The sequence below is a fragment of the Streptomyces sp. NPDC087428 genome, from assembly GCF_044744085.1.
GTDB lineage: Bacteria > Actinomycetota > Actinomycetes > Streptomycetales > Streptomycetaceae > Streptomyces.
In genome coordinates this window covers 698,651-710,741 of sequence record NZ_JBIUXR010000002.1, presented here as the reverse complement: position 1 = coordinate 710,741, position 12,091 = coordinate 698,651, and the positions used below count along the sequence as shown (strand labels likewise).

Genomic DNA, 12,091 nt, shown 5'->3' with positions numbered 1-12,091 from the left:
CCCGGCATGGTGGCGGCGTACATGGTGCGGTGCGGCGGCGGGCGGCCCCGCCGCACGGCGGGCGGCCCGCACAAGGGACCCGCCGCACACACCCCGCACCCACGGGTGTCCGCCTGCCACATGGGCGTGCGGCGCCCCTGCTCATAGGTTCCGGCAGCAGCCCGTACCCGCACGTACCGACCAGGGAGGCACCCGTGCGCCCACCGATCCTGAGACGCCTGTTCCGCCGCGTCGCGTCCACGGCCGTCCTCGGCCTGCTCGCGGCCACACTGACCACGACCCCCGCCACTGCCGCCGGGGGCCTCCAGCAGGTCACCGGCTTCGGCTCCAACCCCGGCAACCTCCAGATGTACGAGTACACCCCCGCCGGTCTCCCCGCGAACGCGCCCCTGGTCGTCGCCCTGCACGGCTGCGCCCAGACGGCCGACGCGTACTACACCAACTCCGGCTGGCCGAAGTTCGCCGACCAGTGGGGCTTCGACGTCGTCTTCCCGCAGACCACGTCCGCGAACAACGCGCTCTCCTGCTTCGGCTGGTTCGACGCGTCCGAGGACAGCCGGGGCAAGGGCGAGGCCGCGTCGATCGCGCAGATGGTGGAGCACGCGAAGCAGAGCCGCGGCTCCGACGGCCAACGGGTGTACGTCACCGGCCTCTCGGCGGGCGGCGGCATGGCGGCGGACCTGCTCGCCGCCTACCCGGACGTGTTCGCGGGCGGCGCGGTGGCCTCGGGGCTGCCCGCGCAGTGCGCGACGAGCCAGGCGGCCGCCTCGGGCTGCCAGACGGGCCCGCAGAAGCTCACCCCCGCGCAGTGGGGCGACAAGGTCCGCGGCGCCTACCCCGGATACGGCGGCCCGTGGCCCCGGGTGGCGATCTGGCAGGGCACCGCCGACTACACCGTCTACCCGGCCAACGCCACGGCCCTGCGCGACCAGTGGACGGACGTCTGGGGCATCGGCCAGACCCCGTCGTCCACCGACACCCTCCCCGGCAACACCGCACGCGCCGTCTACAACGACTCCGCGGGCCGGCCGGCCGTGGAGACGTACACCGTCTCCGGCATGGGCCACGGCCTTCCCGTGGGCCCGGGTACGGGCGCCGAGCAGTGCGGGACGGCGGCCGCGTACTTCCTGAACACGATCTGCTCGACGTACTACACGGGCGTCTTCTGGGGCCTCGACGGAGGCGGCACCCCGGGCGGCGGCGACCGGTTGCCGGCCCCGGCGGGCGTGACGGTCACCGGCGTCACCGACACCACCGCGGCCCTGTCCTGGAGCGCGGTCGAGGGCGCCGCCTCGTACGCGGTGTTCCGCAACGGTACGAAGGTCGCGTCCCCGGCCGGTACGGCGTACACGGACACCGGCCTGACCGCCGGCACCACCTACCGCTACACCGTGGCGGCGGTCGACGGATCGGGGACGGCCGGCACCACGTCCGCCCAGGTGACGGCGGTCACGACGGGCGGCGCGACCGCGCGGTGCTTCACCGCCACCAACTACGCGCATGTGGCGGCGGGCAGGGCCCGCACCACGGGCGGGTACGTCTACGCCAACGGCTCGGAGGCGAACATGGGCCTCTACAACGTCTTCGTCACGCACACCCTCAAGGAGTCACCGGCGGGGTACTTCGTGATCGCGGACAGCGGCTGCACCGGCTGATCCGGAACGGCGGCCGCCCTGCCGCGCGTACGCCACCAGGCGGTCGGCGATCTCCCGCCCGCCCCGGTCACCCGTGAGCACCGTGTAGTGGTTCACGTCCCGCACCGCCACCGGCGTCAGCCGGGTCCCGGCCAGGTCCGCCGCCGCGAGGCGCTTCTCGTCGTACAGGCCCTGCTCCTCGTCCATCAGGCCGCGCGCCGCCCACAGCAGCGTCGCCTCGACCGGCAGTCTCCTTACCGCGGAGAGCACCTCCTCGTCGAAGAGGCCGATGCCGTCCGTGCGGACCGCCTCGATCCGGCACGTCGAGCGCAGGGCTGGTTCGGTGCCCGTCAGGTCGCGCTGGATGTACGCGTCCACCTCGTCCGACCAGGCGCCCGCGAACGCCGGGTGCGCCTGCCAGAAGGCGCGGTAGGCGGCCCGGTCCGCGAACGTCATCGACAGCCGGTCCATCGCCGGACCGATCACCGCCGTCATCAGCTCGTCCGGCGACAGGTGCACGGGCGCCGGGAAGCCGATGCCGCCGTCGACGAGCAGCAGCGGCCCGAAGCGCTCCGGGTGCCGTACCGCGGCGAACGCCGCCACGAACGCCCCCATCGAGTGGCCCGCCAGCACCACCCGGTCCGGGCCCAGCGACTCGGTCAGGGCGGCGACGTCGTCCGCGTGGGCGGCGATGCCGTACGGGCCGGGAAGCCCCGAACTCCCCGCCCTGCCTCGCAGATCCGGCGCGACCAGCGTGACGCGGCCGGCCAGCAGCCGGGCCACCGGACCCCAGGAGAGCGCGTTGGCCGTGATGCCGTGCAGCGCCACCACCACCGGCGCCGCCGGATCGCCGGCCGGCCAGCGCACGGCCGCCAGCTCGCCCCCGGCGACCGGGACCTTGATCTCTTCGTACGGAATCACGGGTTTCCGTTCTCCTTCCGGGGCGGGATCTCCTGTGCGGGCCCGCTTCGGCGCGACGCGGCCAGTCTGGACGGCAGCCGGGCCAGTCCGCCCGGCAGCAGATGTACCACGGCCACGAACAGCACGCCCAGCAGGAACAGCGGCTGGGAGAGCGGGACGCGGAGCACCGCCGGGAGACCGGCGACCGCGCCCGAGCCGGCCAGGTCGCCGAGCCGGTGGTCGGCCCAGGTGTAGAGGACGCCGCCGGCCATCGGGCCCCAGCGGGTCCCTGAGCCGCCCAGCACCACCATCACCAGCAGCGACAGCGTGAAGTCGGACGTGGTCGTCTGCGGGGTGGAACCACCGGTCAGCAGCAGGTGCACGATGCCGCCGAGCGCGGCGAGCGCGCCCGCGAGGACGAAGGCCGTCAGCTTGAATCCGTACGGTTTCAGCCCCAGCACCTCCACCCGGCGCTCGTTCTCCTTGATGCCCTCCCAGACGCGTCCCGTGGGGGAGCGGACCGCCCGGTGGACGACGGCCAGGGTGAGGACGAGGTAGGCGAGCGCGATCCAGTAGAGGTTCGCGGTGTTGTCGATGCCGACGAGCCAGGAGGGCAGCAGGTCCGCCGGTGCCGCCCGGCCCTCCTCGCCGCCGGTGACGCCACCGGGGTTGCGGGCGACCAGGATCGAGCCCGCCTGGGCGAACGCCAGCGTCACCATGGAGAAGCCGATGCCGGTGACGCGCAGGCTCACGGACCCCAGGACCAGGGCCAGTGCGATCCCGAAGCAGAGCCCGAGGACGGCGGCGGCCGCGAACGGGAGCCCCGCCTCCAGCAGGAACACGTTGGTGGCGTAGCTGCCCGCCGCGAAGTACAGGGCGTGCCCGAACGAGAGCAGCCCCGTGCGGCCGAGCAGCAGGTCGTACCCGGTGGCCAGGGCGCCGAACAGCAGGCAGGTGGCGATGAGTTGCAGGCTGCCCGCACTGCCCAGCGGGCCGTCCAGCAGCCCGGGCACGGGCAGCGCGCTGTAGGGCGCCACGGCCAGGACCAGCAGGACGGCGGCGGGCCACCAGCGCAGCAGTCGCCGGGACCGGCCGGGAGGAGCCGGTGCGGCCCGGGGGCTGCCGTCGGTGCGGTCGTGTGTCTCGGTGGCGGTGCTCACGCGAGCCTCCCCGTCAGTCCGCGCGGGCGGATCAGCAGCAGCGCGGCGAGCAGGACGACGACCGCCAGATCGCCGAGACCCGCCGCGGTGTAGTAGTTGGCGAACTGCTGGACCAGGCCGATGACCACGGACGCCACGGCGGCGCCGGTCACCGAACCCATGCCGCCGGTGACCACGACGACGAACGCGAAGATCAGCAGCGAGGTGCCCTGACGGGGGTCGACCGAGCCGAAGTACAGCCCGCCGAGCGCCCCGCCGAGTGCGGCCGCGCACCCGCCGATCGCGAAGACGAGGGTGAACGCCCTGCGGACGTCGATGCCGAGCGCGGTGACCATCGCCCGGTCCTCGACCCCCGCCCGTACGACGAGGCCGTGCCGGGTCCGGCCGAGGAAGAGCCGCAGCGCCACCAGGACCACGACCGCCGCCGCCACCAGGACGAGCCGGTTGACCGGGACCTGCGCGCCCAGCAGCCCGAAGGTGCCGGACAGTGCCTCCGGGCCGGGGAAGGTCCGGGCGTCCGAACCCCAGATCCCCGACAGCAGCGCGGGCACCGCGAGCCCCACCCCGACCGTGGCGAGCACCTGCTCGCGCGGCCGGGTGTAGAGCGGGCGGACGACGGCGAGTTCGAGGAGCACGGCGGCGGCGGCGCCCACCGCCGTGCCGAACAGCACCGCGAGGACGAAGCCGGCCCCGCCGGGTCCCGCGCCGGGCAGATGGCCGGACGCCGCCCACCAGGTGCCGTACGCGCCGATGGACAGCAGCGCCCCGTGCGCGAAGTTGAGCACGTCCATCAGGCCGAAGATCAGCGAGAGTCCGGACGCGATGAGGAAGTAGAGGGCTCCCAGACCGAGTCCGGTCATGGTGAGCAGCACGAGGGTGGACATCAGGAATCCGCCTCCACGGAGAGTGCTTCCGCGGCCGGGCCGTGCCCCACACCGAGCAGTCGGCGGGCCGCCTCCGGGTCGCCGAGCAGTGCGGCGGCCGGGCCGCGGTGGGCGGTCCGGCCGTCGGCCAGGACCACGCAGTGCTCGGCGAGCCGGCGTACGACGGCGAGGTTCTGCTCCACGAGCAGCACCGGCACCGCCTCGGCGGCCCGCTCCAGCACCTGCGCCACCTCGGTGACCACCTTCGGTGCCAGGCCCTTGGTGGGCTCGTCCGCGATGATCAGCCGGTTGGCGTTGAGCAGGGTGCGGCCGATGGCGACCATCTGCTGCTGCCCGCCAGAGAGAGTTCCAGCCAACTGCCGTGCCCGCTGCTTGAGTTCGGGGAAGAGTTCATGCACCAGGGGGTAGTCGGGGCCGCCCGCGCCGCGCCGTTCCGCCAGGCGCAGGTTCTCCGCCACGGTCAGCCCGGCGAAGACGCCCCGGTCCTCGGGGGCGTACCCCACACCCCGCCGGACCACGGCGTGGGTGGGCAGGGCCACGGTCTCCTCGCCGTCCAGCAGCACACTGCCGCTGCGCGGGACGAGGCCCAGGACGCCCCGTACGGTCGTGGTCTTCCCGGCGCCGTTGCGCCCCAGCAGCGCGGTCACGCCGTGGGCGGCGACGTCCAGGTCGACGCCGTGCAGAATGTGCCTGCCGCCGATCAGGACCCGCAGGTCCCGTACGGCGAGCAGGACCCGCTCGCTCACAACCCCTCCCCGAGGTAGGCCTGTTGCACGGTCGGATCGGCGGTGACGGCCTCCGGGGTGTCCAGGGCCAGCAGCCGGCCGTGATGCATCACCGCGAGCCGGTCGGCCAGGCCCAGGAGCACGTCCATGTGGTGCTCGACCATCAGGACGGTGCGCCCCTCGTCCCGGTGCAGGCTGCGGATCAGCTCGGTCAGCGCCGGGACCTCCTCCGCGCTCACCCCGGCCATCGGCTCGTCGAGCAGCATCAGCCGGGGCTCGCCCACCAGCAGCACGGCCAGCTCCAGCTTCCGCTTCTCGCCGTGCGACAGCTCGGCCGCCGTCGCCCCGGCCCGGTGGCCGAGACCGGTGCGCTCCAGTACGGAGGCCACCTCCGCGGTGTACGGGTCGGCGCGCCGCCAGAGCCGGTACGAGCCGCCCCGTGCGGCCTGCGCCGCCAGCCGGACGTGGTCGGCCACGGTCATGGCGGGCCAGAGGCTGGACGTCTGGAACGTGCGGCCGATCCCGCGCCGGGCCCGCACGTGCGCGGGCCGGCCGGTGATATCGGCGCCGTCCAGCGTGACCGTGCCGGCGGTCGGCATGGCAGTGCCGCTGATGAGGTTGAACAGGGAGGTCTTCCCCGCCCCGTTGGGGCCGATGAAGGCGAGGAACTCGCCCTCGCGGACGCCGAGCGTGATGTCCTGGAGGATGGTCGCGCCACCGATGCTCCAGCCGAGTCCGTCCAGCCGGAGCACGGGGGCCGCGGACCGTGCCCGGCCGTCCCGGCGCCCGAGGGTGTGCGGTGCGGTCATGGTTCAGCCCGCCGAGGGCTTCACGGGCGGCGCCACGGCGTCCATCGGCTCGGTGTCCAGCAGCACCGGCTTCGCGGCGGCGCCCTTGCCGGTCAGCCGGGCCACGAACATCGGCTGCACCAGGGCGTGGTCCTCGGCCCGGACCCGCGTCCTGCCCTTCACCCCGTCGAAGGTCCAGCCCTCCAGGGCCTTCACCATCGCGGCCGGGTCCGTGGCGCTGCCCTCTGCCACGGCGTGCACGATCATCTGGGCCGCGGTGAAGCCGTCCGGGGTGAACAGGTCGGGGGTGCCGCCCGCCTTCGTCACCGAGTCGAGCATGGCCTTCTCCGCGGCGTTGCCGCCGCCCGCGCCGGGGAAGTAGTGGGCGAGGAACGACACCTTGGCGCCGGCCGTCCCGAAGACCGGGTACGAGGCCGTCCCGGCGAGCCCGGTGACGACCTTGGCCGCGCCCAGCACGCCCTGCTGGTCCAGCGCGGTCCACAGCGCCGGTGCGGTGGAACCGGCCCAGGCCACGAAGACCAGATCCGGCCCGCCCGCCTTCACCTGCCGGGCGAACGGCGTCAGGTCCGTCGCGCTGGGCGGCGCCAGTACGGAGCCCACCTTCGCGCCCTTCGCGCCGAGCACCGCCTTCACCGCGGCGACGTTCGCCTGGCCGAACGTGGAGTCCTGGGCCAGCACCGTGACCTTCTTGCCCTCGGCGTCGCCGAGCATCGCCCCCGCCGTGAGGATGTCCTGGTAGGACTGGCGGCCCGAGCGGAAGGTGTAGCCGTTGATCCCGGTCACCGCGTCGGTGGCGGCCGGGCCGTTGATGAACAGCACCTTGTTCTGGGCGGCGAGCGGTGCCATCTGGAGGGCGACGCCGGAGTCGGTGGTGCCGGCCAGCACCTTGTAGCCCTTGCCGATCAGGTTCTTCGCCGCCGAGACGGCCTTGCCGGGGTCGCCCGCGTCGTCCTGCTCGGTGACCTCGACGCGGTGGCCGGCGACCTTGCCGGTGCCCTGGGTGGCGTAGTCCAGGCCCGCCATGAAGCCGTCCCGGTACTGCTTGCCGTAGTCCGCGAGCAGCCCGGTCCTGGAGTAGACCAGGCCGACCTTCACGGCCGAGCCGCTGCCGGACTTCCCGGCCCCGGAGTCGGCGCTGCCCGCCTTGCCGGCGGCGCTGCACCCGGTCAGCAGCAGGCCGGCGGCGGCCAGTACGGCGACGGCGGACAGGGCGGTGGGCCGGGCGGTGCGGGTGTCCCCGCCGGCTCCAACGGTTCCGTTCGTCCTGCTGGCCCTGCTGGCCCTGCTGGATCTGCGACGCATGGTGACCGGCTCCTCGGCGAGTTCCTGTGATGTCGCCGAACCGTATGAACACCGTGCCGTCGTCGATATGGTGCAGGGCACCTCACCTGACGGGGGACCCATGTGGGTGCCGTACATGGGCAGGACCCCGGCCGGGGCGGGGCCCCGCGGGAGTCAGCGGACCGGGCCCTCGGCCGTCAGGTCGATCAGCCGGCACACCGTCTCGATGTCTATCTTCACCTGGGCGATCGACGCCCGGCCTGACAGCCAGGTGATGAGCGCGGAGTGCCAGGTGTGCTCGATCACCCGGACGGCCGAGAGCTGCTCCGGCGTCGGGTGCTCAAGTCCCATCGAGTCCAGGATGATCGCCGTCGTGAGGCGCGAGACGGTGTCCACCTCGGGGCTCACGCTGCGGTCCGCGAAGGTCAGCGCGCGCACCATCGCGTCCGCCAGGTGCGGTTCGCGCTGGAGTGCCCGGAACGCCCTCATCAGGGTGTCGGCGACCCGGTCCGCCGCGTCGGCGCCGGCCGGCGGACGTTTGCGCAGGGTGCCGTGCATGTGCTGGAGCTGGTCCTGCATGGTGGCGACCAGCAGATGGACCTTGGACGGGAAGTAGCGGTACAGGGTGCCCAGCGCGACCCCGGCGGCCTCCGCCACCTCACGCATCTGGACGGCCTCGAAACCGCCTCTGCTGGCGAGCTGCGCGCTGGCGTGCAGGATGCGGCGGCGGCGGGCCTCCTGGCGTTCCGTCAGGGGCGGCGATGCCGGTCTGGCTTCCGCTGTCATGTGTCCCATCCCCGTGGCTTCTGACCGCGACCGCGAGGACGCGGCGGCCGGTCCGGCGGCGCACAGCATGCCAGGGTGTGTGTCGTGGCGCGAATCACCTGATCCGGCCGTTGCACCGACGCTACCTGCCGGTAGATTCGTAGCTCATTGAACGATCCGGTCTATAACTTGTTCTAGATTAGCGCGAGCGGTTACGCTCCGGCGAACACGCAGTGAGAAGGGGGCCGAGTGTGACCGCTGAGGCCATAGAGTCGGGCCCCCGCACGGGCGTCGGTACGTCGGACACGGAGGCAGGGCCCGACGGCGAGCGGCCGTTGCGCATCGCCCTCCTCACCTACAAGGGCAATCCCTTCTGCGGCGGCCAGGGCGTCTACGTCCGCCACCTCGCCCGCGAGCTCGCCCGCCTCGGCCACAGCGTCGAGGTCATCGGCGCCCAGCCCTACCCCGTGCTCGACGAGGGCGTCCCGCTCACCGAGCTGCCCAGCCTGGACCTCTACCGGCACCCCGACCCGTTCCGCACACCGGGGCGCGGCGAGTACCGGGACTGGATCGACGCCGCGGAGGTCGCCACCATGTGGACCGGCGGCTTCCCCGAACCCCTCACCTTCAGCCTGCGGGCCCGGCGCCATCTCGCCGCCCGGCGCGGCGAGTTCGACGTCATCCACGACAACCAGACACTCGGCTACGGGCTCCTCGGCGACCTCGGCGCGCCCCTCGTCACCACGATCCACCACCCCATCACCGTCGACCGGCAACTCGACCTGGACGCCGCCCCGACCCGCCGCCGCCGCGTCTCCGTACGCCGCTGGTACGCCTTCACGCGTATGCAGAAGCGGGTCGCGCGCCGGCTGCCGTCCGTGCTCACCGTCTCCGGCTCCTCCAAGCAGGAGATCGTCGAGCACCTCGGGGTGAGCGCCGGCCGCGTCCACGTCGTGCACATCGGCGCCGACACCGACCTGTGGTCGCCCGACCCCGCCGTCGAGGAGGTCGAGGGCCGGATCGTCACCACCTCCAGCGCCGACGTACCGCTCAAGGGCCTCGTCCACCTCGTCGAGGCGCTCGCCGTACTCCGTGCCGAGAACCCCGCGGCGCACCTCGTGGTCGTCGGCCGGCGGGCCGAGGACGGGCCGGTCGCGCAGACCATAGAGCGGCACGGGCTCGGGGACGCCGTCGAGTTCGTCAAGGGCATCAGCGACGCCGAACTCGTCGACCTGGTGCGCGGCGCCCAGATCGCCTGCGTCCCCTCGCTGTACGAGGGCTTCTCGCTGCCCGCCGCCGAGGCCATGGCCACCGGCACCCCGCTCGTCGCCACCACCGGCGGCGCGATCCCCGAGGTCGCGGGACCGGACGGCGAGACCTGTCTCGCGGTGCCGCCCGCCGACGCCGGGGCCCTGGCCGACGCGCTCGGCCGGCTGCTCGGTGACGCCGCGCTGCGCGAGCGGCTCGGGGCGGCGGGCCGCGCGCGGGTCCTCGCCCGGTTCACCTGGAAGCAGGCGGCGATCGGTACCGCCGCCCGCTACCGGGAGGCCATCGCCGCCCGCGCCGCCACCGGACCCGACGGCCGTCGGTGACACCGCCCCACCCCTGACGTCTCCGTTCTCCCGCCCCCTTCGAACCCCCGACCGCGAAAGCAGGCATTCGTGCTGACCGTGGACTTCACCCGCTTCCCGCTCGCCGCAGGCGACCGAGTGCTCGACCTGGGCTGCGGCGCCGGACGCCATGCCTTCGAGTGCTACCGGCGCGGCGCCCAGGTGGTGGCTCTCGACCGGAACGGTGAGGAGATCCGCGAGGTCGCGAAGTGGTTCGCCGCGATGAAGGAGGCAGGGGAGGCCCCGGAGGGCGCCACCGCCACCGCGATGGAGGGCGACGCGCTCAACCTGCCGTTCCCCGACGAGTCCTTCGACGTCGTGATCATCTCCGAGGTGATGGAGCACATCCCCGACGACAAGGGCGTGCTCGCCGAGATGGTCCGGGTGCTCAGGCCCGGCGGCCGGATCGCGGTCACGGTGCCGCGCTACGGCCCCGAGAAGGTCTGCTGGACGCTCTCCGACGCCTACCACGAGGTCGAGGGCGGCCACATCCGCATCTACCGGGCGCAGGAGCTCCTCGCCCGGATGCGCGGCGCCGGCCTCAAGCCGTACGGCACCCACCACGCGCACGCGCTGCACTCGCCGTACTGGTGGCTCAAGTGCGCGTTCGGCGTCGACAACGACAAGGCACTGCCGGTGCGGGCGTACCACAAGCTGCTGGTCTGGGACATCATGAAGAAGCCGATGGCCACCCGGGTCGCCGAGCAACTGCTCAACCCCGTCGTCGGCAAGAGCTTCGTCGCCTACGCGACCAAGCCGCACCTGCCCGCCGTCCCGGCCACCGACACCCCGGCGAAGGCCGACGACTCCGCCAAGGCCGAGGCGTGACACTTCCCGAGCGGACCGAACACCTTGTGCTGCCCGGAGTGCTCACCGCCGGGCAGGCGACCGAGACCGTCGCCGCGCTGCTCGCCGTGCAGTGCGAGAACGGCGCGCTGCCCTGGTTCCGCGGGCACCACCTCGACCCGTGGGACCACACGGAGGCCGCCATGGCCCTGGACGCCGCCGGGGAGCACGACGCCGCCGCACGCGCCTACGAGTGGCTCGCCCGCAACCAGAACGGTGACGGCTCCTGGTACGCCGCCTACCACGACGGCGACCCGCGGCAGCCGACCGACCGCGGTCAGGAGACCAACTTCTGCGCGTACGTGGCCGTCGGCGTCTGGCACCACTACCTGGCCACCGGCGACGACGCGTTCGTCGACCGGATGTGGCCCACCGTCTTCGCCGCCGTCGAGTTCGTGCTGAGGCTCCAGCAGCCCGGCGGCCAGATCGGCTGGAAGCGGGAGGCCGACGGCACCCCGGTCCAGGACGCGCTGCTGACCGGCTCCTCCTCCGTCCACCAGGCGCTGCGCTGCGCGCTGGCCATCGCGGAACGCCGCGAGGAGCCCCAGCCCGACTGGGAGCTGGCCACCGGCGCACTCGCCCACGCGATCCGCAGCCATCCGGAACGCTTCCTGGACAAGAGCCAGTACTCGATGGACTGGTACTACCCGGTCCTCGGCGGCGCGCTCGACGGACCGGCGGCCACCAAGCGGATCGCGGAGGGCTGGGACCGCTTCGTCGTCCCGGACCTCGGGGTGCGCTGCGTGCTGCCCAACCCGTGGGTGACGGGCGGCGAGAGCTGCGAACTCGCCCTGGCGCTCTGGGTGATGGGCGAGTCCGACCGGGCCCTGGAGGTCCTGCAGTCCATCCAGCACCTGCGGGCCGGGGACGGGATGTACTGGACGGGGTACGTCTTCGAGGGCAACCGGGCGTTCTGGCCGGAGGAGCGCACGGCCTGGACCGCCGGTTCGCTGCTGCTGGCGGTGGCCGCGCTCGGTGGGGACGAGGCGACCACCGCGGTCTTCAGCGGTGAACGGCTGCCGAAGGGGCTGGAGCCGGACTGCTGCGGCTGACGTCCCGACCGGGCTTCCTCAGCGTCGGATCCGGCCGGCCACCGCGTGCCCGATGAACAGGTACACGACCGCGGCGAGGCCGTATCCGGCGACGACATTGGCCCACGTCCTGTCGAACGTGAACAGGTCGTAGGACCAGCCCGCGAGCCAGCGTGCCGTGTGCCGCACGAATTCGACCAGGTCATTGCCCCGGTTGGCATCGAGCAGGTACATCAGAATCCACAGGCCGATGATGAAGGCCATGATGTCGGCCACGACGGCTATGACACGCGCGGCGGTGCTGCTTCCGTTGCCTCTTCTGTACGCCATGGACACCGGGTTGCCGGTTTCCGCCGGGTGAAACCCGGACGGCGTACCCGGACGGCGTACCCGGACGGCGTACCCGGGTGGCGGACCGTCCGGGCCGGGGCAAGCCTGGCGGGGGA

At 73.2% G+C, this 12,091-nt stretch carries 12 protein-coding genes; 4 read left to right on the top strand and 8 right to left on the bottom strand.

Features of this window, described 5'->3' with window-relative positions:
* The first annotated feature begins 194 nt into the window (after positions 1-194).
* Positions 195-1,655 (top strand): PHB depolymerase family esterase, encoded by a 1,461-nt coding sequence (locus ACIO3R_RS06870; RefSeq protein WP_402103997.1) that lies wholly within the window; start codon positions 195-197, stop codon positions 1,653-1,655.
* On the opposite strand, the gene ACIO3R_RS06865 is transcribed toward ACIO3R_RS06870, so the two are convergent.
* From ACIO3R_RS06865 to ACIO3R_RS06835, 7 genes are all read right to left on the bottom strand, one after another.
* Positions 1,608-2,555, bottom strand: a complete 948-nt coding sequence (locus ACIO3R_RS06865) for an alpha/beta fold hydrolase (protein WP_402103994.1) — start codon at positions 2,553-2,555, stop codon at positions 1,608-1,610. The genes ACIO3R_RS06870 and ACIO3R_RS06865 overlap by 48 nt on opposite strands.
* On the bottom strand, positions 2,552-3,694 hold the full coding sequence (locus ACIO3R_RS06860) for a branched-chain amino acid ABC transporter permease (protein ID WP_385039398.1): 1,143 nt from the start codon (positions 3,692-3,694) through the stop codon (positions 2,552-2,554). Before ACIO3R_RS06860 ends, ACIO3R_RS06865 begins: the two co-directional genes overlap by 4 nt.
* Positions 3,691-4,578 carry a branched-chain amino acid ABC transporter permease gene (locus ACIO3R_RS06855; protein WP_385039395.1) on the bottom strand — a complete coding sequence of 296 codons (888 nt, stop codon included), beginning with the start codon at positions 4,576-4,578 and terminating at the stop codon, positions 3,691-3,693. Before ACIO3R_RS06855 ends, ACIO3R_RS06860 begins: the two co-directional genes overlap by 4 nt.
* On the bottom strand, positions 4,578-5,324 hold the full coding sequence (locus ACIO3R_RS06850) for an ABC transporter ATP-binding protein (protein WP_402103991.1): 747 nt from the start codon (positions 5,322-5,324) through the stop codon (positions 4,578-4,580). Before ACIO3R_RS06850 ends, ACIO3R_RS06855 begins: the two co-directional genes overlap by 1 nt.
* Complete coding sequence (locus ACIO3R_RS06845; RefSeq protein ID WP_402103988.1) at positions 5,321-6,112, bottom strand: ABC transporter ATP-binding protein; 792 nt, start codon at positions 6,110-6,112, stop codon at positions 5,321-5,323. The genes ACIO3R_RS06850 and ACIO3R_RS06845 overlap by 4 nt, the downstream gene beginning before the upstream one ends.
* A 3-nt stretch (positions 6,113-6,115) precedes the next feature.
* A complete protein-coding gene (locus ACIO3R_RS06840; RefSeq protein WP_402103985.1) occupies positions 6,116-7,414 on the bottom strand; it encodes a substrate-binding domain-containing protein in 1,299 nt (432 codons plus the stop codon).
* Between the two features lie 153 nt (positions 7,415-7,567).
* Positions 7,568-8,179 (bottom strand): TetR family transcriptional regulator, encoded by a 612-nt coding sequence (locus tag ACIO3R_RS06835; protein ID WP_362958820.1) that lies wholly within the window; start codon positions 8,177-8,179, stop codon positions 7,568-7,570.
* A 230-nt stretch (positions 8,180-8,409) separates the two neighbouring features.
* On the opposite strand from ACIO3R_RS06835, the gene ACIO3R_RS06830 reads away from it, so the two are divergent.
* The 3 genes from ACIO3R_RS06830 (at position 8,410) to ACIO3R_RS06820 (ending at position 11,666) form a co-directional block, all read left to right on the top strand.
* On the top strand, positions 8,410-9,750 hold the full coding sequence (locus tag ACIO3R_RS06830; RefSeq protein WP_402103982.1) for a glycosyltransferase family 4 protein: 1,341 nt from the start codon (positions 8,410-8,412) through the stop codon (positions 9,748-9,750).
* Between the two features lie 69 nt (positions 9,751-9,819).
* A complete protein-coding gene (locus ACIO3R_RS06825) occupies positions 9,820-10,596 on the top strand; it encodes a methyltransferase domain-containing protein (protein WP_385039380.1) in 777 nt (258 codons plus the stop codon).
* Positions 10,593-11,666, top strand: a complete 1,074-nt coding sequence (locus tag ACIO3R_RS06820; RefSeq protein WP_402103979.1) for a prenyltransferase — start codon at positions 10,593-10,595, stop codon at positions 11,664-11,666. Before ACIO3R_RS06825 ends, ACIO3R_RS06820 begins: the two co-directional genes overlap by 4 nt.
* Positions 11,667-11,684: 18 nt before the next feature.
* Here the strand turns inward: ACIO3R_RS06820 and ACIO3R_RS06815 are convergent, their stop codons facing one another.
* The gene (locus ACIO3R_RS06815) at positions 11,685-11,975 is read right to left on the bottom strand and encodes a hypothetical protein (protein ID WP_385039375.1); all 291 of its coding nucleotides are present in this window, start codon (positions 11,973-11,975) and stop codon (positions 11,685-11,687) included.
* Between the last annotated feature and the right edge of the window lie 116 nt (positions 11,976-12,091).

Bases quoted from the DNA above. Each gene is read 5' to 3' on its own strand.
- ACIO3R_RS06835 (WP_362958820.1), bottom strand. From the start codon at position 8,179: ATGACAGCGGAAGCCAGACCGGCATCGCCGCCCCTGACGGAACGCCAG.
- ACIO3R_RS06815 (WP_385039375.1), bottom strand. From the start codon at position 11,975: ATGGCGTACAGAAGAGGCAACGGAAGCAGCACCGCCGCGCGTGTCATA.
- ACIO3R_RS06855 (WP_385039395.1), bottom strand. From the start codon at position 4,578: ATGTCCACCCTCGTGCTGCTCACCATGACCGGACTCGGTCTGGGAGCC.
- ACIO3R_RS06845 (WP_402103988.1), bottom strand. From the start codon at position 6,112: ATGACCGCACCGCACACCCTCGGGCGCCGGGACGGCCGGGCACGGTCC.
- ACIO3R_RS06840 (WP_402103985.1), bottom strand. From the start codon at position 7,414: ATGCGTCGCAGATCCAGCAGGGCCAGCAGGGCCAGCAGGACGAACGGA.